This is a genomic window from Streptomyces sp. NPDC002994 (assembly GCF_040611155.1).
In the GTDB taxonomy this organism is placed as follows: Bacteria; Actinomycetota; Actinomycetes; order Streptomycetales; family Streptomycetaceae; genus Streptomyces.
This window is the reverse complement of the sequence record NZ_JBEXNQ010000002.1, coordinates 155281-179007: the sequence shown is the minus strand read 5'-3', so window position 1 is coordinate 179007 and position 23727 is coordinate 155281. Positions and strand designations below refer to the sequence as shown.

The following is a 23727-nucleotide window of genomic DNA, read 5'->3' as shown; positions in this document are numbered from 1 at the left end:
GGAGATTGGTGGACATGTCGCTACTGCCAAGGGTCCCCACCCAGGTGGGCCCGGTCCTCTTCAAGGCGGGCTGCCCCGACTGCGGCGCCCGCTTCGAACTGTCCGCGGGCTCCCTGCGCCTCGCGATCGGCGCCAGCCGCCGTACGACCTTCTACTCCTTCACCTGCCCCGAGTGCGAGGCGGCGGTGCGCAAACCGGCGGGCGAGCGGATCGTCGAGCTGCTCACCGGGGGCGGCGTGCGGACGCTGCGACTTCACTCCACCGTCTGACCGTCTAGGCTCTGCGCATGTTCTGGCCGATGCTCGCAATCGCTCTTGGTTTCTTCGGCCTCGCCGTGCTCGGCGTGCTGGCGATCCGGGTGTTCATGGAGGTCCAGCGCCTCGGGCGCCAGGTCGCCGCCACCTCGCGTGAGATCAACACGGCGGCGGAGAACCTCGAACGGGCGGCCGAGGGCCTGGCTCGCAGTGGCGAAGCCTGGCGGTAGGAAGCGGGGCTGCGATCGGCACGGTTCCGGGGGCGTAGGCTGGTTGAGCGGCTCCAGGAGCGAGGCGTGGGCCGCAATCCGTAGTACGCACGGGCATTGCCCTGCGTTTACTCCTACGGGTTACGATCGCAGCCAGCGCGGCGACCGGACATGTGTCCGGCCGGTCGGGCATCAGACTCCCTGTCGCCTCGGTGAAGAAGGTAAAAGCTATGGGTAGGCTCGGCCCCACCGAGATCATTCTCATCCTCGTCGTCATCATCCTGCTGTTCGGTGCCAAGAAGCTTCCGGACATGGCCCGTTCGCTGGGCAAGTCGGCCCGCATTCTCAAGAGCGAGGCCAAGGCGATGAAGAAGGACGACGACCAGAGCACCCCGGCCGACCCGCCGCCGCACGCGACGGGCAACGCCCAGGACCACACCACGCCCGCCCCTCGTACGATCAAGGCCGCGCCCGGGGACGTGACGAGCTCGCGCCCGGTGGCCGAGCCCACCGACACGACCAAGCGCTGACACCTGGGCCGCCGCAGGCACCGTTCCGCGAGGAACGATGAACGCCTGCCGCACGAGATGAGGACGTGGGTTGCTCAAGTCTGCCCCCAAACTGGAGAAGGACCCCGAGGGGCGCATGCCTCTCGTGGAGCACCTGCGTGAGCTTCGCAACCGGCTCGCCAAGGGCGTGCTCGCGATCATGGCGGTCACGATTGTGGCCCTCGTGTACAGCGAGGACCTCATGAAGTTCATGACGAAGTCGGTGCCGAAGTGCCCGCCCAACGTCACGAGTGACGGCGGCAACTGCGCGATCGTCTCCTTCAACACGCTGACGGCTCCGTTCACCGTGACGATCCAGGTGAGCCTCGTCGCCGGTCTCGTGATCTCGAGTCCGGTCTGGCTGTACCAGCTGTGGGCCTTCGTGGCGCCGGGACTGCACAAGAACGAGAAGAAGTACACGTACGCGTTCGTCGGAGCCGCGGTGCCGCTGTTCTCGGCCGGCGCCTACCTCGCCTATCTCATTCTCCCCATCAGCGTGAAGGTGCTCCTCAGCCTCACGCCGGGTGGCTCGGCGAACATCCTGTCCCTGGGCGACGTCCTCGACTTCACCCTGCGCATGGTGCTCGTCTTCGGCCTTGCCTTCGAGCTGCCGCTGATCCTCGTGATGCTCAACCTCACGGGCATCCTCACCGGCCGTCGCATGCTCGGGTGGTGGCGCGGCGTGATCATGGGTGTCTTCCTCTTCGGCGCGATCATCACGCCGACGACCGACCCCGTCGGCATGCTCGCCCTGGCCGGGCCGATCACCCTCCTGTACTTCATGGCGGTCGGATTCTCGGTCCTGAACGACAAGCGGCGGGCCCGCAACAACCCCGACGCCGAGCTGGACGACGACGAGGCCTCGGAGCTGGACCTCACTCCCGAGGCGATCGGTGAGATCGAGACCGTTCCCGGCGCGCGCGCACTGCCCGAGCAGGCAGGGGCTGGGAGTACCGGGTCGGGGCCGAAGCAGTTGCAGAGTTACGACGACGTCACGTGACCTTGTAGGGTCCGCCGGGTGACCAGTGAGATCACCCTCTTCGTCAATCCCACCGCCGGACGCGGCCGGGGCGCGCACGCCGCGCAACCGGCCGCTTCTGCTTTGCGGGACGCGGGATTCTCCGTACGCACGGTCCTCGGCCAGGACGCGGACGACGCCCTGCGGCGGGCGCGCGACGCCGTCGCGGGCGGGACCGGGGCCCTGATAGCCGTCGGCGGAGACGGGATGGCCTCGCTCGCTCTGCAGGCCGTCGCCGGGACGCGGACGCCGCTGGGGGTGATCGCCGTCGGGACCGGCAACGACTTCGCCCGTACGCTCGGACTGCCTGTACGGGACCCGGCCGCCGCCGGGAGAGTCGCCGCCGAAGCGCTCAAGGGCGGGCGGATCATGGACGTGGATCTGGGGCGGGTGGGGGAGAAGTGGTTCGGGACCGTACTCGCCTCCGGGTTCGACTCGCGGGTCAATGACCGGGGGAACCGGATGCGGTGGCCGAGCGGGCGGTTCAAGTACGACCTCGCGATGATCGCGGAACTGGCCTCCTTCAGGCCCATTCCGTACCGCATCACGCTCGACGACGGGGAGGTCCGCGAGGTCGAGGCGACGCTGGTCGCCGTGGGGAACGGGACGTCGTACGGGGGCGGGATGCGGATCTGCGCCGACGCGCGGACCGACGACGGGCTCTTCGACATCACGGTGGTGGGGGACTGCTCCCGCACGACGCTGATCCGGGTCTTTCCGAAGGTCTACAGGGGGACCCATCTCGGTCATCCCAAGGTTTCCGTCCACCGGGCGGCCAAGGTCGAGCTGGCGGCGGTGGGGGTTACCGGGTACGCCGACGGTGAGCCGCTGGGGGCGCTGCCGCTGACCGCCGTGTGCGTGCCGGGGGCCGTCAGGGTGCTCGGCCCTCGGGTGCTTGGCCCTCGTATTTAAAGATCGGGCTGACTGTCATACGTGGCGGGTAGGCTCGAAGACAAGATGACAGAGGACCTTTCCCCAGCTGAGCGTTACGCCGCTGCCCGGATCCGTACAGCCGAGCAGGCCACCGCGCTTGCGCCGTTCCGCGAGCTGTACGACTTCGAGCTGGACCCGTACCAGGTCGAGGCATGCAAAGCCCTTGAAGCCGGCAAGGGCGTGCTCGTGGCCGCCCCGACCGGCTCGGGCAAGACCATCGTCGGCGAGTTCGCCGTGCACCTGGCGCTCGCCGAGCGCCGTAAATGCTTCTACACCACGCCCATCAAGGCGCTGTCCAACCAGAAGTACCAGGACCTCGTGCGGCGTTACGGCGCCGACAAGGTCGGGCTGCTGACCGGTGACAACAGCGTCAACCCCGACGCGCCGGTGATCGTCATGACCACCGAGGTCCTGCGGAACATGCTGTACGCGGGATCGCAGGCGCTGCGGGGGCTCGCGTATGTCGTGATGGACGAGGTCCACTACCTCTCCGACCGCTTCCGCGGCGCCGTCTGGGAAGAGGTGATCATCCACCTCCCCGACTCGGTGACGCTGGTGTCGCTGTCGGCGACCGTGTCGAACGCGGAGGAGTTCGGCGACTGGCTGGACACCGTCCGCGGCGACACCGAGGTGATCGTCTCCGAGCACCGGCCCGTGCCGCTGTGGCAGCACGTGCTCGCCGGGCGCAAGATGTACGACCTCTTCGAGGAGTCCGACGACGGCAGGGGCGGCAGGCGCGAGGTCAACCCCGACCTGGTGCGCCTGGCGCGCATGGAGAACAGCACCCCCTTCGCGCGCGGCCGCGGCCGCGGAAACATGCGGGAGGCGGACCGGGAGCGCGAGCGCAGACAGCGCAGCCGTATCTGGACGCCCGCCAGGCCCGAGGTCATCGAGCGGCTCGACGCCGCGGACCTGCTGCCCGCGATCACGTTCATCTTCAGCCGGGCCGGCTGCGAGGCCGCCGTGCAGCAGTGCATGTACGCGGGCCTGCGGCTCAACGACCAGGACGAGCGCCTGCTGGTCCGCGAGATCGTCGAGGAGCGGACGGCCTCCATCCCGGGCGAGGACCTGAACGTCCTCGGGTACTACGAATGGCTCGAAGGCCTGGAGCGGGGCATCGCCGCGCACCACGCCGGCATGCTGCCGACCTTCAAGGAGGTCGTCGAGGAGCTCTTCGTGCGCGGGCTGGTCAAGGCCGTCTTCGCGACCGAGACGCTGGCGCTCGGCATCAACATGCCGGCCCGCTCGGTGGTGCTGGAGAAGCTCGTCAAGTGGAACGGCGAGCAGCACGCGGACATCACCCCCGGTGAGTACACGCAGCTGACCGGGCGGGCCGGGCGGCGGGGCATCGATGTCGAGGGTCACGCGGTCGTGCTCTGGCAGCGCGGCATGGACCCGGGGGCCCTCGCGGGACTGGCCGGGACACGTACGTATCCGCTGCGCTCCAGCTTCAAGCCGTCGTACAACATGGCGGTGAACCTGGTGCAGCAGTTCGGACGGCACCGGTCGCGCGAGCTGCTCGAGACGTCCTTCGCGCAGTTCCAGGCCGACAAGTCGGTCGTCGGGATCTCGAAGCAGGTCCAGAAGAACGAAGAGGGAATTCAGGGCTACCGGGAGGGCATGACCTGTCACCTCGGGGACTTCGAGGAGTACGCGCGGCTGCGCCGCGAGCTCAAGGACCGCGAGACCGAGCTGGCCAAGCAGGGCGCGACGCAGCGGCGGGTCGCGGCGGCCGCGTCGCTGGAGAAGCTGAAGGCCGGCGACGTCATTCACGTGCCCACCGGCAAGTTCGCGGGGCTGGCGCTGGTGCTGGACCCGGGGCTGCCCGCCGGGCGTGCCAACGGGCACCGCGGGTTCGACCAGCACGACGGGCCCCGGCCCCTGGTGCTGACCGCCGAGCGGCAGGTCAAGCGGCTCGCGTCGATCGACTTCCCGGTGCCGGTCGAGGCGCTGGAGCGGATGCGGATCCCGAAGTCCTTCAACGCGCGCAGCCCGCAGTCGCGGCGCGATCTGGCGTCCGCGCTGCGGACCAAGGCCGGGCACATCGTGCCCGACCGGCATCGCAAGCAGCGCGCGGTCGCGGCCGACGACCGTGAGATCGCGCGGCTGCGCACCGCTCTGCGCGCGCATCCGTGCCACGGCTGCGACGAGCGCGAGGACCACGCGCGGTGGGCCGAGCGCTATCACCGGCTCCAGCGGGACACGAAGCAGCTGGAGCGCAGGATCGAGGGGCGGACGAACACCATCGCCCGTACCTTCGACCGGATCTACGCCCTGCTGACCGAGCTCGACTACCTGCGCGGCGACGCGGCCACCGAGCACGGCAAGCGGCTCGCCCGGCTCTATGGCGAGCTCGACCTGCTGGCGTCCGAGTGCCTGCGCGAGGGCGTGTGGGAAGGGCTGAAGCCGGCCGAGCTGGCGGCGTGTGTCTCGGCGTTGGTCTTCGAGGCGCGCCAGGCGGACGACGCGGTCGCGCCGAAGGTACCGACCGGGCCCGTGAAGATCGCGCTGGCTGAGATGGTCCGCATCTGGGGCAGGCTCGATGCCCTGGAGGAGGACTTCAAGATCAACCAGGCGGAGGGCGTCGGGCAGCGCGAGCCCGACCTCGGCTTCGCCTGGGCGGTGTACATGTGGGCCTCCGGCAAGGGTCTCGACGAGGTGCTGCGCGAGGCGGAGATGCCGGCCGGGGACTTCGTCCGCTGGTGCAAGCAGGTCATCGACGTACTGGGGCAGATCGCGGCGGCCGCGCCGTCATCGGCGGAGGGCAGTACGGTCACGAAGAACGCCCGCAAGGCAGTGGACGCTGTGCTGCGGGGCGTTGTCGCGTACTCGTCGGTGGGCTGACGGTTCGTCTTCTTTGAGTGTTACTGGTGCGCCGCTCCCCTGGAAGCCTGAGGGGAGCGGCGCACTGGTGTGTGTGGGGTCAACGGGGCCTGTGTGACGTGTGGTTGTGAGTTATCCACAGGGGTGGTGCGGTGTCGGACCTGTGCGCTTCCATGGACTCACTCGGAGCGCACGACACGACGCGCGCCACCTGAACAGGGGAGACCCGTCATGACCACCACGGACACCGATGCGGCCGTCGGCGTACGGCCGAAGGGGCCAGGGATGACCGTGGCGGGTCCGCCTCGGGGCGCGGTTCGCCATGGTCGAGGCCGTGCTTGTACTGGCCGTGCTGGCGCGGCGCTTCGAGCTGGACGTCGACCCCGGAGAGATCCGGCCGGTGCCGACGCTCACCCTTCAGCCGGACCGGGAAGTGCTGGCCACGCTGCGGGCGCGGTAGGGACAGGGCATGTTCATCGAGATCGACAGACGGGGGGATGTGCGACGATCGACGGTATGAGCACCACAGGGCGACGGGTCGGACGGCCGCGCGCCGACCAGCGTCCGGACAGCGGGCTCATGCCCCGTGAGGAACTCCTCGAGGCGGCGGCCGAGTTGTTCACCACCCAGGGTTACGCGGCCACGACGACCCGTTCCATTGCCCAACAGGCGGGGATGCGTCAGGCGACGATGTACCACCACGTCACCGGCAAGGAAGAGTTGCTCGCCGGCCTCCTGGATTCGACGGTCGCTCCCTCTCTGGTCCTCGCCCGTCGCCTGCTGGCCGACGACACCGCGTCGGCGGAGGCCCGGCTGTGGCAGCTCTGCCGCTCGGACGTCGAGCTGCTGTGTGGTGGTCCGCACAATCTCGGCGCCCTGTACCTGCTGCCCGAGGTGCGCACGGAGGCCTTCGCCGGCTTCCGCCGCGTACGCGCCGATCTCAAGGACGCCTACGGGCAGTTGCTGGCCGCGACGAAGGTCTGCGGAGCGCTCGGCGAGGGCGAGCTGGCGCTCCGTACCGACCTCGTTTTCGGGCTCATCGAGGGCGTGATCCTGATCCATCGCTCGGATCCGGACCGCCCGCCCGAGGCCTTCGCCGAGGCGACGGCCGATGCGGCGCTGCGCATAGCGGGCGTCGCGGAGCGCCCGGCCGTCTGACGTTACGCCGAAGTCCTCACCTGGCTCTGCCTTGTGAGCGCCTTGGTCTTCCCCGCGCGCAGGACGAGGAAGACCGGCAGTGCGAACGGTGAGAGCAGGATCGTCAGCACCAGCAGTGGGCCCATCACCAGCGGATGGAGGGAGAGCCTGCGCGCTTCGAGGAACATCCACTGGCCGATCAGCAGGTCCCAGGCGATGATCTGCGCCCAGATCGCCCCGGCGCCGTTGGCTTTGGCCGCCAGTTCACGGAAGACGTCGATGTCGGGGGATGCCACCGCCGCCCACAGCTCGGGGAAGACCGGGAGTGCCATGGCGAAGTAGACGACGAGGACCGGAGCGACGGTCCAGGGTGATGCCGCGAGCCGTGCGGTCGGCGGCCAGGCCGGGGCGAAGATCAGCAGCAGCCATACCGGGGTGGCCAGCAAGAAGGTGATGTCGAAGAGCGTTCCGGTCATGCGACGAGCTCCTTGTCAGTGTCGTTCGCTTGTGCGCGGGCGGGAGTGGTACGCAGCGATACGAGCGTTCCCGCGGCCGCGCCGGCCAGGATCAGCGCCGCGGCCGTCAGCGTTGCGCCGTCCGGATGGATCAGGGCCTGGCCGCGCAGGGCCTGCCAGGTGACCAGGGCGAGGACGGCGGCGTACGACCCGGAGGCCACCAGGACCAGCCGCAGCCGTACGCGTTCGTCGCGCAGGGGGGCCAGGCGCGGGGCCAGGGCGATGAGGACCAGCAGAAAGAGTGGGATCAGCTGAAGGGCGTGCATGCCGACGAAGTGCGGTATGCGCAGGTCGCCGCCGGTCGTGGACCAGCCCGTCAGTGGCATCGAGGGGCCGCCGTCCGGTACGCCGACGCTGTGCGCGCCGACCACGTCGGAGACTCCCCGGCCGCCGGCCGCCCGCTGCTCGGGAGTGGGCTGCGACATCAGGTTGCCCAGGGCGGCTCCGACCAGCGCGATGACCGCGCCGAGCCGCATTGCCCAGGCGGCCGCGCGGTCGGCCGGCCGAGAGCGGAAGAGCAGGATGGATATGACCAGGGAGCTGATCCACAGCGTCACGATCGTCACGGCCATGACGTTGAACAGCAGTCCGTCGAAGGCGGTTTCGTAGTTGAAGTGGCTCCGCCTGCCGCGTATCACCTGGCCGACGATGATGACCATCTCGATCGCACCCGTCAGGGCGACGACGGTGCCCGCCCACCATGCCAACCGGCGGCCGCGGGTGGCGAGCGACAGCATCCAGGCCAGCGTCATCGCGTACATGAGCAGCGATATCGAGAACTTGAGGGGTTTGAACCAGATGGGCGAGCCCACCAGGACCCGTTCGTCGACGGCCATCCCCACCGCCGAGACGACGGCCAGCACGGCCATCACGGCGGAGAAGACGAGCAACGGCCGGTGCCAGGCGAGCCATGGGCGGGATGAAGGCGCGTTGAGCGGCATAGGGGTCCCCCAGGAGAAGTAATGGATAGTGGCGCTGTCCACTATCCGATAGCGAGACTATCTATGATGAGATGGGGGTTGGCAAGCACGGAGAGGGTGAACGCGAAGTGCGCATCGGTGAGTTGAGTCGCAGGACCGGGGTTCCGGTGCCGACGGTCAAGTACTACGTACGGGAAGGGCTGTTGCCGGCCGGTCAGCTGACCAGCCCCAACCAGGCGAGTTACGACGAGACGCACGAGCGCAGGCTGCGGCTGATCCGCGCGCTGCTCGATGTGGGCGGGCTGAAGGTGGCCGCCATCCGGGACGTCCTCGCGGTGGTCGACGATCCCGCCCGGCCGGTGCACGGCATACTCGGCGAGGCCACGAACAGCATCATCAAGCGGTACGGCGAGGAGTCGGACGACGAGGCCGTGGCCGCCCGCGCCGAGGTGGACGCCCTGATCGCCCGGCGCGAGTGGCAGGTCGATCCGGACAATCCGGCCGCCGCCGCACTCGCGGCGGCGCTGGCCGCGCTCGGCCGCCTCGGACACGGCGGCTTCAGCCGGGTGCTGGACGACTACGCCGATGCGGCCCAGACGGTCGCCCGCGCGGATCTCGGTTACGTCCAGGGGAGGGCCGCGATGGACGACCTCGTGGAGAGCGTGGTGATCGGCACGGTACTCGGAGACGCGGTACTCATGGCGCTGCGCAGGCTCGCGCAGGTGGACGAGTCCGCCCGTACCTACGGAGGCGACAAGACCCCCCGCTGAAGATCAGCGAGGGGCCGGGTCAATTCCGTACGGACAACAACGGGGGAGCGGACGGTCAGGCGGCGGGCTCCTGCTCGCGCTCAACCTGCTCGTTCCACTCGCGCTTGATCGCACGCCACGCGTCGTCGTCCTGGCCGAGACGCCAGTAGCCCGAGATGGACAGCCGCTCGCGCGCGATCCCGCGGTCCATGCGCAGATGGCGGCGGAGGTCCTTCACGAAGCCCGCCTCGCCGTGGACGAAGGCGTGGACGTCGCCCGCCGGGAAGTCGAAACCGCGCACCGCGGCGATCAGGGCCTCGCCGACCGGGTTCTCGCCCCGGTGCAGCCAGGTCACGTCGATCCCGTCGGGCGTGGCGATCTTCTGCTCCTCCTCGGGGCCCGCCACCTCGACGAAGGCGTGGGCGACGGCGCCGTCCGGGATCCGTTCCAGGGAAGCGGCGATCGCCGGAAGCGCGCTCTCGTCGCCCACCAGCAGATGCCAGTCGGCCGCCGGGTCCGGCGCGTAGCCGCCACCGGGGCCGAGGAAGCGCACCGTCTCGCCGGACCGTGCCCGCGCCGCCCACGGACCGGCCAGGCCCTCGTCGCCGTGCACCACGAAGTCCACGGTCAGCTCGCGCTGTACGGCGTCCCACGCCCGCACCGTGTACGTCCGGGGCACCGGCCACTGCTCGGCCGGGAACTCCTCGCGGATGCGGGCCATGTCGAACGGCTCCGGGTACACCGCTCCGGCCGCAGGGAACAGCACCTTGATGTAGTGGTCGGTGAACTCGTCGGCCGCGAAGCCGGCCAGCCCCTCACCGCCCAGGACGACGCGCACCATGTGCGGCGTGATCCGCTCGGTGCGCACCACCTGTGCCTCGCGAACCTGCGGTGTCTTGCGGGCCGGTCGTTCCGCCACGGCGCTTTCCCCTGACTCTCGCTTGCTCAGACGCTTGGATGCTTAGGCTTACCTAAGTTAGCAGTCTAGCCGTGGAGAGTGGCGAGCAGCCGCTGCAGCGAGCTGCCGAGCCCCCACCGCGCCGCGAGTTCGTCGAGCGACGCGGGGTCGCGCGGCTCGGTGGGCAGCGCCGGATCGAAGTCCGGCAGCGGTACGTCGGAGGCGACGCGCACCACCTTCGGCGCGACGGCGATGTAGTCCCGCGCCTCGTCCAGCCGCTTGCGCTGCGACGGCGTCAGTTTGGACATGGGGTCGCCGACCGCCGCCATGATCCCCGCCAGGTCCCCGTACGCGTCGAGGAGTTTCGCGGCCGTCTTCTCGCCGATCCCGGGAACGCCCGGAAGCCCGTCGCTCGGGTCGCCGCGCAGGAGCGCCAGATCGACGTACCCGGGACCGTTCACCCCGTACTTGTCGCGAAGCCACGCCTCGTCGGTGACCTGGAGCGAGCCGACACCCTTCAGCGGGTACAGCACCCGCACCTCCCGGGCGTCGTCGACCAGCTGGAAGAGGTCGCGGTCCCCGGTGACGATGTCCACGGGCCCGGTGGCCAGGCCCGTGAGCGTCCCGATCACATCGTCCGCCTCGTACGGCTCCACGCCCACCCGGGCGATCCCGAGCGCGTCGAGCACGTCCTCGATGATCGGCACCTGCGGGCTGAGCGTGTCGGGGATGACCTCCTCGTCCGGGCCCGTCTCCGTTTCCTCCGCGACGCGGTGCGCCTTGTAGGAGGGAATCAGGTCGACCCGCCACTGCGGCCGCCAGTCGGCGTCCATGCAGGCGACGAGGTCGTCGGGATGGTGGGTCTGGACGAGTTGGGTGATGAAGTTGAGCAGGCCGCGTACGGCGTTGACGGGCGTACCGTCCGGGGCGCGTACGGAGTCCGGGACTCCGAAATACGCGCGGAAGTAGAGGGAAGCGGTGTCGAGGAGCATCAGGCGTCGCGTCACACCCCGATGATGCCGTACAGCCCCCATGCCGTACGTCGCGAAAGTGACCGGCAGGTGAAGTGGATCACTCCACTGTTTGGCTCGTATAAGCACGGGCAGGCGTCGCCTCGGAGCGGACCCATTGTGGATTCAACTTCTTGATGGGTGAATCGGACCGAATCCGTACCGCTCCACGGCTCGCCGGCCGCGGGGGTGGTGTGGCGAGCCGTTTTCGGTTCAACGCGTGAGGTATATGTGTCCAGGCTGCAAGCCGATCACTTGTACAAAGTGTTCGGCAGACGACCCGAAGAGGCGGTACGGAAGCTCGAAAGCGGAGCGGACCGTGACGACCTGCGCGCCGACGGGACGACGGCCGCGGTGATCGACGCCTCGTTCACCGTCGAACCGGGCCAGATCTTCGTGGTCATGGGACTGTCCGGATCCGGCAAGTCCACGCTGCTGCGGATGCTCAACGGGCTGCTGGAGCCGACCGCCGGCCAGGTCCTCTTCGACGGCCAGGACCTCACCGCACTGAGCCCCGCCGCACTGCGCGCCGTACGCTCCTCGAAGATCAGCATGGTGTTCCAGCACTTCGCGCTCTTCCCGCACCGGAGCGTTCTCGAGAACGCCGGATACGGCCTCGAAGTGCAGGGCGTACCGCGCGCCGAACGCGAGAAGCGCGCCACCGAGGCACTGGAACTCGCCGGCCTCAAGGGCTGGGAGAAGTCCTGGCCCGACGAGCTGTCCGGCGGTATGCAGCAGCGCGTCGGTCTGGCCCGCGCGCTCGCCACGGACGCCGACGTCCTGCTGATGGACGAGTCGTTCAGCGCCCTCGACCCGCTGATCCGCCGCGACATGCAGGACCAGCTCCTCGAACTCCAGAAGCGCCTGAAGAAGACCATCGTCTTCATCACCCACGACCTCAACGAAGCGATGCGCCTCGGCGACCGCATCGCCGTCATGCGCGACGGCCGCATAGTCCAGCTGGGCACCGCCGAGGACATCCTCGTCACCCCGGCCAACGACTACGTCGCCTCCTTCACCCAGGACGTGGACCGCTCCCGGGTGCTCACCGCGGGCGCCGTCATGGCCGACCCCGAGACCGCCTTCGGTACGACGGCGGATGACGGCCAGGAGCTGCGCGACGCGAAGGACGTGCTCGGCGCCGCTCCCGCGACCGTCTCCGAGGACACCCCGATCATCGAACTCTTCACCCCCTGCTCCACCAGCGGTGCGCCCGTCGCCGTGACCGACGCCGACGGGAAGCTCATCGGCGTCGTACCGCGGGCGAGGCTGCTGGCCGTGCTCGGTGAGCCGATGATTCCGGCACCGGCACCGGCACCGGCTGCGACTGAGACTGCGGCTCCGGCCGAGGCCGAGGTGATCGCCAGTGCCTAGGATCCCCATGGGTGAGTGGGTCAACAGCGGCGTCGACTGGCTCCAGACCCATCTCTCCACCGTCTTCGACGCGGCCAGCACCGTCATCAGCGGCATGCAGGACGGCATCTACAACGCCCTCGCCGCCCCCGAGCCGCTGCTGCTCGCCGGCATCCTCGCCGTCATCGCGTGCCGGCTGCGCGGTCTGGCCGCAGGCGCCCTCGCCTTCGCCGGCTTCGCGCTCATCGACTCGATCGAAATGTGGGACGACGCCATGTCGACCCTCTCGCTCGTGCTCGTCGCGACCATCATCACGCTGGCCATCGCCGTACCGCTCGGCATCTGGTCCGCACGCTCCAAGACGGTCAGCGCCGTGACGCGCCCGGTCATGGACTTCATGCAGACCATGCCGGCGATGGTCTACCTGATCCCCGGCGTGCTGTTCTTCGGCGTCGGCGCCGTTCCCGGCATCATCGCGACGATCATCTTCGCGCTGCCCCCGGGCGTACGTATGACCGAGCTCGGCATCCGCCAGGTCGACGGCGACCTCGTCGAGGCGGCCGAGGCGTTCGGTACGAGCCCGCGCAACACCTTGCTGCGCGTGCAGCTCCCGCTCGCGCTCCCGACGATCATGGCCGGTATCAACCAGGTCATCATGCTGGGCCTGTCCATGGTGGTCATCGCCGGCATGGTCGGCGCCGGCGGCCTCGGCGGCGCGGTCTACCGCGCGCTCGGCAACATCGACGTCGGTCTCGGCTTCGAAGCCGGTCTGTCCATCGTCATCCTCGCCATGTACCTGGACCGGATGACCGGCGCGCTCGGCCACCAGGTCTCCCCGCTCGGCCGCCGCGCGCTCGCGAAGGCCAAGGGCCTGAAGATGTGGAACTACCGTCCGCAGCCTGCCGTCGCCATCGCCGGAGTCGTCATCCTCGCCCTCATCGCGGGCGGCATGAGCATGTTCGGCGGCGCCAAGTCCGCCAACGCCGACGCCGACGACCCCAAGAACGTCGGCCAGGGCAAGAAGATCTCCATGGGCTACATCCCGTGGGACGAGGGCATCGCCAGCACCTTCCTCTGGAAGGAACTGCTGGAGCAGCGCGGCTACGAGGTCGACGCCAAGCAGTACGAGGCCGGCTCGCTCTACACCGGTCAGTCCACCGGCCAGATCGACATCCAGACCGACGCCTGGCTGCCCGTCACGCACGAGAAGTACTGGGCGAAGTACCAGGACAAGCTGGAGGACATGGGCTCCTGGTACGGACCGACCTCCCTGGAGCTGTCCGTCCCCTCGTACATGAAGGGCATCGACTCCCTCGAAGACCTCAAGGGCAAGTCGGACCGGTTCAAGGGCCGCATCATCGGCATCGAGCCCAGCGCCGGAATGATGGGCCTCCTCAAGGACAAGGTCCTGAAGGAGTACGGCCTGGAGGACGAGTATGAGGTCGTCGACGGCTCCACGCCCGGCATGCTGGCCGAGCTCAAGCGCGCGTACGCCGAGAAGGAGCCCATCGTCACGACGCTGTGGTCGCCGCACTGGGCGTACAGCACCTACGACCTGAAGAAGCTCAAGGACCCGAAGGGCGCCTGGGGCAAGGGCGACGGCGTGCACACGCTCACGCGAAAGGGCTTCTCGGACGAGAACCCGGCCGTCGGCAAGTGGCTCAAGAACTTCAGGATGACCGAGAAGCAGCTCACGGATCTCGAAGCGAAGATCCAGGCGGGCGGCAAGGGCAAGGAGCAGGACGCCGTCCGCGCCTGGCTGAAGGACAACCCGGGCCTGGCCGACAAGTGGGCGCCGGTCGCCAAGACCTCCAAGGCCGCCAACGGCAAGGACGAGCGCGACCGCGCCGTCGAGATGGCCTGGTTCCCGTGGGAAGAGGACATCGCCGCCACGTACCTCTGGAAGGAAGTCCTGGAGGAGCGCGGCTACAAGATCAACCTCAAGCAGTTCGAGGTCGGTCCGATGTACGCCGCGATGTCGCGCGGCCAGGTCGACGTACAGCTCGACGGCTGGCTGCCGTACACGCAGAAAAACTACTGGGACAAGTACGGCGACAAGCTGAGCGACATCGGCTCCTGGTACGGGCCGACGTCGATCGAGGTCGCGGTCCCGTCGTACGTCAAGGACGTCAAGACCCTCGAGGACCTCAAGGGCAAGGGCGAGAAGTTCAAGGGCCGCGTCATCGGCATCGAGCCGGGCACGGCGACGATGGAGAACCTCAAGAAGAACGTCCTGCCCGGCTACGGCCTGGACAAGGAGTACGAGGTCGTCGACAGCTCCACACCCGGCATGCTGGCCGAGCTGAAGCGCGCGTACGCCAAGAAGGAGCCCGTCGCGGTGCTCCTGTGGACCCCGCACTGGGCGTACAACGAGTACCCGATGACAAAGCTCAAGGATTCGAAGAAGCTCTTCGGCGAGGGCGACCGGCTGCACATCATCGGCAGCAAGGACTTCCCGGCGAACTACCCGAGGCTGACGAAGTGGTTCAAGAACTTCAAGCTCAGCGAGCAGCAGCTCGGCGGGCTGGAGAACGAGATCCACAAGCGCGGCACCGGGCATGAGGAAGAAGCGGTGAAGGCCTGGATGAAGGAGAACCCGGGCATCGCGGAGAAGATGGCGCCGGCCGCGGGCTGAGCCGGACGCCGTAGCACCACCGAGGGGTGGACATCGCCTGGCGGGCGATGTCCACCCCTCGGTGTGTTCTGACCTGGACAGGGGGGCCTTCCCTGACGTATGTACGAAACCGGCGCGCGAAGCTGCGTAGGCTGCTCTCAGTGCCGGTGACTGATGACTGGTGACGACCACGAGACAGGGAGGGAGCCGGAGCGATGGACGACAAGGAAACTCTTCGGGTCGGTACGGCCGTCCGGAGGCGTCGCAAGTCCCTGGCCCTCACTCTGGCCACGGTCGCGGCCCGCAGCGGCCTCTCGGTGCCATTCCTCAGCCAGATCGAGAACGAGCGCGCCAGACCCAGCACCCGCTCCCTGGAGCGGGTGGCCCACGCGCTGGAGACCTCGGCGGCCGAGCTGATCGCCGCCGCCGACTCGGGACGTACGGTCGATGTCGTACGCGCCGGGGAGGCAGACGGCGATGGCGCGGCCGTGCGGTGTGTCGTGCGCGGCAGGCATCAGCTGCGCGCCACCGAATACATCGGGGAGCAGGAAACCGGGCGCGAGTTCCAGCACCACGGCGACGAGCTGATGTACATCGCCGACGGCGCCGCCGAGGTGGAGGCGGAAGGCCGGGCGTACCGGCTGGAGCGAGGCGACACGCTGTTCCTGTCCGGCGGCGTACGGCACCGGTGGCGGGCCACCGAACCGGGCACCCGGATCCTCGTCGTAGCGGCGGCCGGCACGGTCGGACACGGCGACGACGGCGACTCCGACGCCGACCCGCGTCAAGCCGGCTGACGGCGGGCAGGCCGCTGTGCGCCCACGCGTCGTCTCGCTCGTACCGTCCCTGACGGAGGCCGTGGCCGTCAGCGCGCCCGGCCTGCTCGTCGGAGCGACCGACTGGTGCAGCCACCCGGCGGACCTCGACGTCGTACGGATCGGCGGCACGAAGAATCCGGACGTCGAGGCGGTCGTACGACTGCGCCCCGATCTCGTGATCGCCAACGAGGAAGAGAACCGCGAGCCCGATCTCGCCGCCCTGCGGCAGGCCGGGCTCACCGTCATGGTCACCGTGATCCGCGATCTGCCCGAGGCCCTCGCCGAGCTGGAGCGGGTCCTGGTCGACGGCTGCGGGTTGAGCGGCCGACCCGCCTGGCTCGACGCGGCGGACGCGGCCTGGGGTGAGGTTCCGATGGACGGCCCGCGGCTGAAGGCAATCGTGCCGATCTGGCGCCGGCCCTGGATGGTGCTGGGCCGCGACACCTTCGCCGGGGACCTGCTGGCCAGACTCGGCGTCGACCACCTCTACGCCGGCCACGCCGAGCGCTACCCGCGCATCCCCCTCGACGAACTGCGCGCGGCCGGGCCGGACCTCGTCGTACTCCCCGACGAGCCCTACCGCTTCACGGCCGACGACGGGCCCGAGGCCTTTCCCGGGCTGCCCGCCGCGCTCGTCAGCGGGCGTCATCTCACCTGGTACGGGCCATCATTGGCCGAGGCGCCCCGGGTGCTGCGAGCAGCACTCCGCTGACCAGGCCGCGAGCCGTACGTACGCCGGCGACCGCCCAGGCGACGACGAGCGCCGCGTACAAGGCCGCTGCCAGCCAGCCGAGGGCGTCGAGGCCGGTGTGGCGGGCGAGTCCGGCGGCGCCCGTCACGCACGTACCGACGGGGAAGGTGAACGCCCACCACGTCATGGCGAACGGCATGCCGTTCCTGGCCGCCCTGACCACCATCGCCGCAGCGAGCGCCAGCCACAGCAGCGCGAAGCCCATCACGGGAACGCCGTAGATGACCGCGAACGCGCCGAGCGCGTCGGCGTACGGCGCTTGGGTCGCGCCCGGCGCCACGTCCGCGAGCGAGTTGACCGCGGTGGTGGACTGGCCGAGCGGCCCGAGGACGAGGAACAGGGTCGGCGTCAACGCGAGCGGCAGCGGGCCGTGTCGCAGGAGGCGCGCGAAGATCAGCGGCATCATCAGCAGCGTCGCGAGCAGGCTGAGCCCGAACATCGCGTAACAGCCGAGCAGCATCGACTCCCGCCACTGGCCCTCGGGCAGATACGGGACGAGCTGCGGCCCGAGCGCGGCCGCCACCATCGGCGCCACCACCGGCAGCAGCCACACGGGCGAGGCACTGCCGGGCTCGACCCGGTGACGTACGACCATCAAGTACGGGATCGCGACGGCCGCCCCCAGACCGACTACCGTGCCCGCGCCCCACAACACCGTGCCGACGGCGACAGCGGCGTCGAGGCCGATGACGTCCCTGCCGACCGTCACCGTGGCGCCGCCGACCGACAGCAGCGCCATGGCCAGGCAGCCGTAGAAGGGGGCGACGGCCGGGTCGAGGAGGTGCGCCCCGGCCTGGTCGCGGTGGTACGCCCAGTGCCCGGCGCGGGCGAGCAGCAGTGCGCCGAGCAGCAGCGCGGACAGCCCCCAGACGACGGTGAGCGCGGGGCGCAGGCTGGGGACGGCGAAGGGGAGGGCGGCGCCGGCATTGGCGACGATGGAGGTGCCCATGACCGTGGCGTACCAGTTCGGGCCGAGATGGCGCAGCGCGGGGAGCCGCCGTCCGGCGCGGGCGGCGAGGAGAGAGCGCGGCTGCGCATACGTGGCCATACGCCCACACTGGACGGACCGGGCGGCCCCCACCAGGGACGGTCTTCCTATGAGGTCATAAACTGACCTTATGGCTTTCGATGGCTCCACCTCCGCCCCGGCCTCCGGCGACAGGGGGCCGCTCGCCCACCGGGTGCCCGACCTCGGCGCCATGGAGCTGCTGCTCGGTGTCGCCCGGCTCGGCAGTCTGGGACGCGCGGCGCGGGAGCTCGGCATAAGCCAGCCTGCCGCGAGCAGCCGTATCCGGTCCATGGAACGGCAGCTCGGTGTCGCCCTGGTCGACCGTTCGCCGCGCGGTTCGCGCCTCACCGAGGCGGGGGCGCTCGTCACCGACTGGGCGCGCCGGGTGGTGGAGGCGGCCGAGGCCTTCGACGCGGGGGCACAGGCGCTGCGCGGGCGGCGGGACTCGCGGCTGCGCGTCGCGGCCAGCATGACGATCGCCGAGTATCTGCTGCCGGGCTGGCTGATCGCGCTGAGCGGACAGCGCCCCGGTACGGCGGTGTCGCTGCTGGCGGGCAACTCCGCCGCCGTCGCCGCGCGGCTGCTCACCGGTGAGGCCGACCTGGGTTTCGTGGAGGGCCTGGCCATACCGGACGGGCTCGACGGCGTCGTCATAGGCCACGACCGGCTCGTCGTGGTCGCGGCCAAGGACCACCCCTGGGCGCGCCGACGCCGCCCGGTGGACGCGCGGGAACTGGCCGAGGCGTCACTCATCCTGCGCGAGAAGGGCTCCGGCACCCGGCAGGTCCTGGACGCGGCGCTCGCCGGGTACGGCGGCCTGGCCGACCCCCTCCTCGAACTCGCCTCCACGACAGCGGTGAAGGCAGCGGCCGTCAGCGGGGCGGGCCCCAGCGTGCTCAGTGAGCTGGCCGTGCGGGAGGAGCTGGCCTCCCGCCGCCTCGTCGAAATCCCGGTCGAAGGCGTGCGGCTGCGCCGCGACCTGCGGGCGGTCTGGCCGACGGGACCCCGGCCCACGGGGCCCGCGCGGGACCTGCTGGGGCTGACGCGCCCGGCTCCGGAGAAGGGCTGACTGTTTGTCATGGCCCTTAGCGGATACCCGAAGGGCATGACTGAACAGGACAAGAACACCAAGCCCAAGTCCAACGCCGGCGCCAACAACAACGCCACAGCGACCCGCGCCGCCTCCAGGACCGCCGCGTCCAAGACCACCGGAAAGGCCGCGGACACGGCGGGAACCGCGAAGGCCACGGCCAATGACGCCACCGCGAAGGCCGCGGACACGGCGGGCACGGCGAAGGCCGCGGCCGCCGACACCACCGCGAAGGCCACGGACGCGCTCGGTTCCGCCAAGGCCGCCGGAATCAAGGGAGTCGAGGCGAGCCGTCAGGCCCTGGACTCCGCGGCGGGCAAGGTCGCGTCGACCGCGTCCACCGCGTGGGTGCTGCTCAACGCCCGCAAGGCCGTCATCGCGGGCGCGAGCGCCGGCGCGGTGGCGATCGGCGCCGCCTCGTTCGTAGCGGGCCGCAAGGCCGAACAGCGCACCATGGGCCCGATCACGCGCCTGCTGGCCGGCCGTATCTGACGTGCGCGCACGGCGTACTGTCCAGAGCCGCCTTGTCAGGTCGGGAGCTGCCGCTTACGCAGCGGCGACCGTGGCCGCCGCCACCAACGCCTCCATCACCCGCAGGTCCCCGCCCATCTCCGGGTGCCACTGGACGCCGAGCACCCACTGTTCGCCGGGCAGTTCGAGGGCCTCCGGCGTCCCGTCGGCGGCGTACGCCGACACCACCAGGCCGTCACCGAGCCGGTCGGCGGCCTGGTGGTGGTACGTCGGTACGCCGGTCTCCTCCGGTACGACCGAGGCGTAGCGCGTGCCGGGCACCGGCTTCACCGCGTGCTCGCCGAAGGCCCCCAGGCCGCCGGTGTGGCCGTCCAGGTGCTGAACAAGGGTGCCGCCGAGCGCGACGTTCAGCAGCTGCATGCCGCGGCAGATGCCCAGCAGCGGCGTACCGGACGCCAAAGCGGCCTCGATCAGGGCGAGTTCCCACGCGTCCCGCTCCCGGGCCGGCGGCCCGGTGCGGGGGTGCGGCTCGGCTCCGTACCGTACGGGCTCCACATCCGCGCCGCCCGCGACGACCAGGCCGTCGAGGCGGGCCACCACCTCCCCGGCGTACGACGGCGAGTCGGGCGGCACCATCGCGGCGAGGCCGCCCGCCGCCTGCACGAGGCGCGGATACCCGGCCGGGAGCAGGGCGGCGGGCATGTCCCAGACGCCCCACTTGGCGCGCTCCAGGTAGGTGCTGATGCCGATGAGCGGCTTGGACACGGATCCTCCGGTCGGTGTGGGACTCAGTGGTGAATCAGTGGTGATCAGTCGCGTTCGAGTTCGGCCTCGGCCTCGGCGAGCGCGGCGAACTCCTCCTCGGGAGCCGCGGCAACGAGCCGGTGCCGACTGTAGAACGCGAAGTAGGCGAGAGCGACGACGTACACCCCCAGCGCGATGAACGCCGCGTCCTTGTCCACCAGGAACGTCGCCACCAGCGCGGACAGCGCCAGCGCGAAGGCCACGGACGAGGTGAGAATGCCGCCCGGCGTGCGGTAGGGGCGGTGGAGTGCGGGCTCGCGCCGACGCAGCACGATGTGGGAGAGCGCCATCAGGGCGTACGAGATGGTGGCGCCGAAGACCGCGATGTTCAGCATCCGGGCGCCGTCGCCCGTCCCCGCCGCCAGCGCGAAGCCGATCGCGCCGGGGATGAGCAGCCCGAGGTACGGGGCCTTGCGGCGGCTGGTCAGCGACAGGAAGCGGGGCAGGTAGCCGGCCCGGGAGAGCGCGAAGAGCTGCCGCGACCCGGCGTAGATGAGCGAGAAGAACGAGGCGACGAGGCCCGCCAGTCCCGCGTAGTTGACGAAGCGGCTGAGCGGCGTCGGATCGCCGTCTCCCTGGAGCGCCACGACCAGCGGATTGCCCGCGTCCTGCACGGCCGCCGAGCCGCGCGCGCCGGTGGCCGCGAAGAAGGTGATCAGGGCGAGCAGCGCCAGGACGGCCATGGAGATGGCCAGGGCGCGCGGCATGGAACGTACGGGGTCCTTGGCCTCCTCGGCGGCCAGCGGAACACCTTCCACGCCGAGGAAGAACCACATGCCGAAGGGGAAGGCGGCCCAGATGCCGAGCAGTCCGAAGGGCAGCCAGGAGTTGGCGCCGAGGGCTTCCTTGTCGACCGGGATGTCGTTGAGGTTGTCCGCGCTGAACTCGGTGAACGCGCCGACCGCGAAGATCAGCAGCGCGGCCACGGCGATGGCGGTCACGATGAGGCTGAAGCGCAGCGCCTCGCCGACGCCCCACAGGTGGATGCCGATGAAGATGACGAAGCAGGCCAGGTAGACCGGCCAGCCGGCGGTGAGTCCGAAGAGGTTCAGCGACTCGACGTACTGGCCGATGAAGATGGAGATGGCCGCGGGCGCCAGGATGTACTCGATCAGGATCGCGGTGCCGGTCAGAAAGCCGCCCCAGGTGCCGAGCGCGCGCCGGGCGAAGCCGTAGCCGCCGCCGGCCGTGGGCAGGATGGCGGACAGCTCGGCGAGGGAGAAGACCAGGCAGGCGTACATCACGCCCATCAGGAGGGTGGCGATCGCGAGCCCGCCGAAGCCGCCTTCGGCGAGGCCGATGTTCCAGCCGGAGAAGTCGCCGGAGACGACGTACGCGACGCCGAGTCCGGTGAGCAGCAGCCAGCCGGCGCTGCCGCGGCGCAGGGTGCGCCGTTGCAGATAGCCGGCGTCGGCGTCGGTGTCGGGGGAGGCTGGTGCTGCTGTGGGTGGTGGTGGGGTGCGCGAGTCGGTGCTGTCGGCCATGAGCCGCTCCTGCCTCGGGTCAATGCTCGGGTCAATGGTGGGTCGCCATACCTTTGTGGTTCGGCCGGTCCCAGCGCAAGACCTGTGCGTTAAGCCGCTGTTACGGATCCGCATCGTCCGGCGTCACACGGCACCTGTCAGGTGAGGAATCCCCGCAGCAGCGCGGCCGTGCCCGAGCAGTGCTCGCGCATCACCTCGCGCGCCCCGTCCGCGTCGCCGTCGAGCACCGCCTCGACCAGCGCGGTGTGCTGCTGCTGGGAGTGCTCCAGGTTGCGTACGAGCAGCGGGATGCAGTCGAGCAGGCCGTTCACCGTGGCGCGTACGGCGGCGTACTGCGCGGTCAGGGTCGGCGATCCGGACAGCTCCGCGAGCGTGAGATGCAGCAGCGTGTCCAGCCGGCGGTAGTCGGCCAGCGGCGCGTCGTGCGTCGCGGCGAGCGCCGCCCGCAGCCGCCGCGCGCCGTCGTCGTCGAGCCCGTACGCCGCACACAGCCCGGCCGCACCGACCTCCAGCACCTCGCGGAAGCGCAGCGCGTCCTCCACGTCGACGGACTCCACCCGCCGGCGCAGCTCACCCTCCCCGGAGGCGTCCGGGTGCGGCAGCACGAACGTTCCGCCGTACCTGCCGCGCCTGCTCTCGACGAGGCCCTGGTCCTGGAGGACCTTCAGGACCTCGCGCAGCGTGACCCGGCTGATCCGCAGGCGGTCGGCCAGCTCGCGCTCGGCGGGCAGTCGTTCCCCGACGGGCACGAGGCCCAGGCGCAGGACCTGGAGGATCTGCTCCAGCGCCTCCTCGAAGCCGTTCCCCGCCCGGACGGGCCGCAGGACCGGCGTCAGAGGGTCCATCGAGCCGATTTCATTCGCCACGTTGCGGTTTCCCCTTCCCAAGCAATGGTCTTCAGCAATACCTTATGGCTTCCGGCTGACCGAAGGAGGAAATTTCCGTGGCAGACCGCACACCCCCGCTAGCTCTCGAGGAGCTCCGTGCCCTCGTGGCGAGCGGTGAAATCGACACAGTGGTCCTGGCCTTCCCCGACATGCAGGGACGCCTCCAGGGCAAGCGGTTCGCCGCCCAGTTCTTTCTCGACGACGTACTGGACCACGGCACCGAGGGCTGCAACTACCTCCTGGCCGTCGACACCGAGATGAACACGGTCGACGGATACGAGATGGCCTCCTGGGACCGCGGCTACGGCGACTTCGCCATGCACGCCGACCTCTCCACCCTGCGGCGCGTTCCCTGGAACGACGGCACGGCCATGCTCATCGCCGACCTGGCCTGGAGCGACGGCTCACCGGTAGTGGCCGCTCCCCGCCAGATCCTGCGCCGCCAGCTGGAGCGCCTCGCCGAGCTCGGCTACACCGCACACGTCGGGACAGAGCTCGAATTCATCGTCTTCAAGGACAGTTACGAGCAGGCCTGGGACCGGGGCTACAAGGACCTCGTACCCGCGAACCAGTACAACATCGACTACTCGGTCCTCGGCACAGGCCGCATCGAACCCCTCCTGCGGCGTATCCGCAACGACATGACGGCGGCGGGCCTGACCGTCGAGTCGGCCAAGGGCGAGTGCAATCCCGGCCAGCACGAGATCGTCTTCAAGTACGACGAGGCTCTCGTCACCTGCGACCAGCACGCCATCTACAAGACGGGTGCCAAGGAGATCGCCTCGCAGGAGGGCGTCTCGCTCACCTTCATGGCGAAGTACAACGAGCGCGAGGGCAACTCCTGCCACATCCACCTCTCCTTGCAGGATGCGGACGGCCGCAACGTCATGGCGGACGAAGCGGCGACCGACGGAATGTCCCCCGTCATGCGGCACTTCCTGGCCGGACAGCTGGCCGCCCTCCGCGATTTCGCGCTCCTCTACGCGCCGAACATCAACTCCTACAAGCGCTTCCAGCCCGGCTCCTTCGCCCCGACCGCCGTCGCCTGGGGACACGACAACCGCACCTGCTCGCTCCGCGTCGTCGGCCACGGCCGCTCGATGCGCTTCGAGAACCGGCTGCCCGGCGGCGACGTCAACCCGCACCTCGCCGTCGCCGGCCTGGTCGCGGCCGGCCTCTACGGCATCGAGCACAAGCTCGAACTCCCCGAGGTCTGTACGGGCAACGCGTACACCGGCGGTTACGAGCACGTGCCCACATCGCTGCGCGAGGCCGCCGAACTCTGGGAGAACAGCCCCATCGCCAAGGCCGCCTTCGGCGACGAAGTCGTCGCGCACTACCGCAACATGGCGCGGGTCGAACTCGAAGCGTTCGACTCCGCGGTGACCGACTGGGAGCTCCGCCGCTCCTTCGAACGACTGTGAGGCCCGCC

The 23727-nt window shown here is 69.9% G+C and carries 23 protein-coding genes and 1 pseudogene; 16 read left to right on the top strand and 8 right to left on the bottom strand.

The genetic code is table 11. The features are described from left to right. Nucleotides 1-14: 14 nt before the first annotated feature. From ABZX79_RS02815 to ABZX79_RS02780, 8 genes and pseudogenes are all read left to right on the top strand, one after another. Complete coding sequence (locus tag ABZX79_RS02815) at nucleotides 15-269, top strand: phage terminase large subunit family protein (RefSeq protein ID WP_215132472.1); 255 nt, start codon at nucleotides 15-17, stop codon at nucleotides 267-269. A gap of 17 nt (nucleotides 270-286) precedes the next feature. After that, nucleotides 287-484 (top strand): hypothetical protein, encoded by a 198-nt coding sequence (locus ABZX79_RS02810; RefSeq protein ID WP_355250495.1) that lies wholly within the window; start codon nucleotides 287-289, stop codon nucleotides 482-484. A 209-nt stretch (nucleotides 485-693) separates the two neighbouring features. Continuing rightward, nucleotides 694-993 (top strand): Sec-independent protein translocase subunit TatA, encoded by a 300-nt coding sequence (tatA, locus tag ABZX79_RS02805; protein ID WP_215132469.1) that lies wholly within the window; start codon nucleotides 694-696, stop codon nucleotides 991-993. 115 nt (nucleotides 994-1108) lie between these two features. Further along, a complete protein-coding gene (tatC, locus tag ABZX79_RS02800; protein ID WP_355251039.1) occupies nucleotides 1109-2011 on the top strand; it encodes a twin-arginine translocase subunit TatC in 903 nt (300 codons plus the stop codon). Between the two features lie 18 nt (nucleotides 2012-2029). Beyond that, on the top strand, nucleotides 2030-2941 hold the full coding sequence (locus ABZX79_RS02795) for a diacylglycerol kinase (protein WP_355250491.1): 912 nt from the start codon (nucleotides 2030-2032) through the stop codon (nucleotides 2939-2941). Between the two features lie 45 nt (nucleotides 2942-2986). Further along, entirely contained in the window at nucleotides 2987-5806 is a 2820-nt protein-coding gene (locus ABZX79_RS02790) for a DEAD/DEAH box helicase (RefSeq protein WP_355250488.1), read from the top strand. 274 nt (nucleotides 5807-6080) lie between these two features. Next, a pseudogene (locus ABZX79_RS02785) lies at nucleotides 6081-6245 on the top strand (cytochrome P450); the annotation flags it as partial. A gap of 56 nt (nucleotides 6246-6301) precedes the next feature. Beyond that, nucleotides 6302-6943 carry a TetR/AcrR family transcriptional regulator gene (locus ABZX79_RS02780; protein WP_355250485.1) on the top strand — a complete coding sequence of 214 codons (642 nt, stop codon included), beginning with the start codon at nucleotides 6302-6304 and terminating at the stop codon, nucleotides 6941-6943. Between the two features lie 2 nt (nucleotides 6944-6945). Here ABZX79_RS02780 and ABZX79_RS02775 read toward each other — a convergent pair whose 3' ends face one another. Next, entirely contained in the window at nucleotides 6946-7398 is a 453-nt protein-coding gene (locus ABZX79_RS02775; protein WP_355250482.1) for an ABA4-like family protein, read from the bottom strand. Beyond that, entirely contained in the window at nucleotides 7395-8306 is a 912-nt protein-coding gene (locus tag ABZX79_RS02770) for a hypothetical protein (RefSeq protein ID WP_355251036.1), read from the bottom strand. The genes ABZX79_RS02775 and ABZX79_RS02770 overlap by 4 nt, the downstream gene beginning before the upstream one ends. Nucleotides 8307-8485: 179 nt before the next feature. On the opposite strand from ABZX79_RS02770, the gene ABZX79_RS02765 reads away from it, so the two are divergent. Then, nucleotides 8486-9127 carry a MerR family transcriptional regulator gene (locus ABZX79_RS02765; RefSeq protein WP_355251033.1) on the top strand — a complete coding sequence of 214 codons (642 nt, stop codon included), beginning with the start codon at nucleotides 8486-8488 and terminating at the stop codon, nucleotides 9125-9127. Nucleotides 9128-9182: 55 nt separating this feature from the next. Here ABZX79_RS02765 and ABZX79_RS02760 read toward each other — a convergent pair whose 3' ends face one another. Both ABZX79_RS02760 and ABZX79_RS02755 read right to left on the bottom strand, forming a co-directional pair. Next, complete coding sequence (locus ABZX79_RS02760) at nucleotides 9183-10025, bottom strand: siderophore-interacting protein (protein WP_355250479.1); 843 nt, start codon at nucleotides 10023-10025, stop codon at nucleotides 9183-9185. Nucleotides 10026-10090: 65 nt separating this feature from the next. Beyond that, on the bottom strand, nucleotides 10091-10996 hold the full coding sequence (locus ABZX79_RS02755; RefSeq protein ID WP_355251030.1) for a 5'-3' exonuclease: 906 nt from the start codon (nucleotides 10994-10996) through the stop codon (nucleotides 10091-10093). Nucleotides 10997-11245: 249 nt separating this feature from the next. Here ABZX79_RS02755 and ABZX79_RS02750 point away from each other — a divergent pair, with 249 nt between their 5' ends. The 4 genes from ABZX79_RS02750 to ABZX79_RS02735 all read left to right on the top strand — a co-directional run bounded on the left by ABZX79_RS02750 (nucleotide 11246) and on the right by ABZX79_RS02735 (nucleotide 16511). Next, the gene (locus ABZX79_RS02750; RefSeq protein ID WP_355250476.1) at nucleotides 11246-12388 is read left to right on the top strand and encodes a glycine betaine/L-proline ABC transporter ATP-binding protein; all 1143 of its coding nucleotides are present in this window, start codon (nucleotides 11246-11248) and stop codon (nucleotides 12386-12388) included. Continuing rightward, on the top strand, nucleotides 12381-15002 hold the full coding sequence (locus ABZX79_RS02745; RefSeq protein ID WP_355250473.1) for an ABC transporter permease/substrate binding protein: 2622 nt from the start codon (nucleotides 12381-12383) through the stop codon (nucleotides 15000-15002). Before ABZX79_RS02750 ends, ABZX79_RS02745 begins: the two co-directional genes overlap by 8 nt. A gap of 194 nt (nucleotides 15003-15196) precedes the next feature. After that, on the top strand, nucleotides 15197-15778 hold the full coding sequence (locus tag ABZX79_RS02740; protein WP_355250470.1) for a helix-turn-helix domain-containing protein: 582 nt from the start codon (nucleotides 15197-15199) through the stop codon (nucleotides 15776-15778). 16 nt (nucleotides 15779-15794) lie between these two features. After that, complete coding sequence (locus ABZX79_RS02735) at nucleotides 15795-16511, top strand: helical backbone metal receptor (RefSeq protein WP_355250468.1); 717 nt, start codon at nucleotides 15795-15797, stop codon at nucleotides 16509-16511. On the opposite strand, the gene ABZX79_RS02730 is transcribed toward ABZX79_RS02735, so the two are convergent. Then, on the bottom strand, nucleotides 16450-17598 hold the full coding sequence (locus ABZX79_RS02730; protein WP_355250465.1) for a TDT family transporter: 1149 nt from the start codon (nucleotides 17596-17598) through the stop codon (nucleotides 16450-16452). The genes ABZX79_RS02735 and ABZX79_RS02730 overlap by 62 nt on opposite strands. A 70-nt stretch (nucleotides 17599-17668) precedes the next feature. On the opposite strand from ABZX79_RS02730, the gene ABZX79_RS02725 reads away from it, so the two are divergent. Next, the gene (locus tag ABZX79_RS02725; protein WP_355250463.1) at nucleotides 17669-18628 is read left to right on the top strand and encodes a LysR family transcriptional regulator; all 960 of its coding nucleotides are present in this window, start codon (nucleotides 17669-17671) and stop codon (nucleotides 18626-18628) included. A gap of 36 nt (nucleotides 18629-18664) precedes the next feature. Beyond that, a complete protein-coding gene (locus ABZX79_RS02720) occupies nucleotides 18665-19141 on the top strand; it encodes a hypothetical protein (RefSeq protein ID WP_355250460.1) in 477 nt (158 codons plus the stop codon). Nucleotides 19142-19195: 54 nt separating this feature from the next. Here ABZX79_RS02720 and ABZX79_RS02715 read toward each other — a convergent pair whose 3' ends face one another. The 3 genes from ABZX79_RS02715 to ABZX79_RS02705 form a co-directional block, all read right to left on the bottom strand. Continuing rightward, the gene (locus tag ABZX79_RS02715) at nucleotides 19196-19885 is read right to left on the bottom strand and encodes a gamma-glutamyl-gamma-aminobutyrate hydrolase family protein (protein WP_355250457.1); all 690 of its coding nucleotides are present in this window, start codon (nucleotides 19883-19885) and stop codon (nucleotides 19196-19198) included. 44 nt (nucleotides 19886-19929) lie between these two features. Then, nucleotides 19930-21408 carry an ethanolamine permease gene (gene eat / locus ABZX79_RS02710; protein ID WP_355250454.1) on the bottom strand — a complete coding sequence of 493 codons (1479 nt, stop codon included), beginning with the start codon at nucleotides 21406-21408 and terminating at the stop codon, nucleotides 19930-19932. 137 nt (nucleotides 21409-21545) lie between these two features. Continuing rightward, the gene (locus ABZX79_RS02705; RefSeq protein ID WP_355251028.1) at nucleotides 21546-22253 is read right to left on the bottom strand and encodes an FCD domain-containing protein; all 708 of its coding nucleotides are present in this window, start codon (nucleotides 22251-22253) and stop codon (nucleotides 21546-21548) included. A gap of 98 nt (nucleotides 22254-22351) precedes the next feature. On the opposite strand from ABZX79_RS02705, the gene ABZX79_RS02700 reads away from it, so the two are divergent. Continuing rightward, on the top strand, nucleotides 22352-23719 hold the full coding sequence (locus tag ABZX79_RS02700) for a glutamine synthetase family protein (RefSeq protein WP_355250451.1): 1368 nt from the start codon (nucleotides 22352-22354) through the stop codon (nucleotides 23717-23719). Nucleotides 23720-23727: the final 8 nt, after the last annotated feature.

Coding starts and splice junctions, on each gene's coding strand:
- eat (WP_355250454.1), bottom strand. CDS start 21,408: ATGGCCGACAGCACCGACTCGCGCACCCCACCACCACCCACAGCAGCA.
- ABZX79_RS02780 (WP_355250485.1), top strand. CDS start 6,302: ATGAGCACCACAGGGCGACGGGTCGGACGGCCGCGCGCCGACCAGCGT.
- ABZX79_RS02790 (WP_355250488.1), top strand. CDS start 2,987: ATGACAGAGGACCTTTCCCCAGCTGAGCGTTACGCCGCTGCCCGGATC.
- ABZX79_RS02725 (WP_355250463.1), top strand. CDS start 17,669: ATGGCTTTCGATGGCTCCACCTCCGCCCCGGCCTCCGGCGACAGGGGG.
- ABZX79_RS02730 (WP_355250465.1), bottom strand. CDS start 17,598: ATGGCCACGTATGCGCAGCCGCGCTCTCTCCTCGCCGCCCGCGCCGGA.
- tatA (WP_215132469.1), top strand. CDS start 694: ATGGGTAGGCTCGGCCCCACCGAGATCATTCTCATCCTCGTCGTCATC.
- ABZX79_RS02775 (WP_355250482.1), bottom strand. CDS start 7,398: ATGACCGGAACGCTCTTCGACATCACCTTCTTGCTGGCCACCCCGGTA.
- ABZX79_RS02705 (WP_355251028.1), bottom strand. CDS start 22,253: ATGGACCCTCTGACGCCGGTCCTGCGGCCCGTCCGGGCGGGGAACGGC.
- ABZX79_RS02815 (WP_215132472.1), top strand. CDS start 15: ATGTCGCTACTGCCAAGGGTCCCCACCCAGGTGGGCCCGGTCCTCTTC.
- ABZX79_RS02770 (WP_355251036.1), bottom strand. CDS start 8,306: ATGGCCGTGCTGGCCGTCGTCTCGGCGGTGGGGATGGCCGTCGACGAA.
- ABZX79_RS02740 (WP_355250470.1), top strand. CDS start 15,197: ATGGACGACAAGGAAACTCTTCGGGTCGGTACGGCCGTCCGGAGGCGT.
- ABZX79_RS02720 (WP_355250460.1), top strand. CDS start 18,665: ATGACTGAACAGGACAAGAACACCAAGCCCAAGTCCAACGCCGGCGCC.
- tatC (WP_355251039.1), top strand. CDS start 1,109: ATGCCTCTCGTGGAGCACCTGCGTGAGCTTCGCAACCGGCTCGCCAAG.
- ABZX79_RS02755 (WP_355251030.1), bottom strand. CDS start 10,996: ATGCTCCTCGACACCGCTTCCCTCTACTTCCGCGCGTATTTCGGAGTC.
- ABZX79_RS02810 (WP_355250495.1), top strand. CDS start 287: ATGTTCTGGCCGATGCTCGCAATCGCTCTTGGTTTCTTCGGCCTCGCC.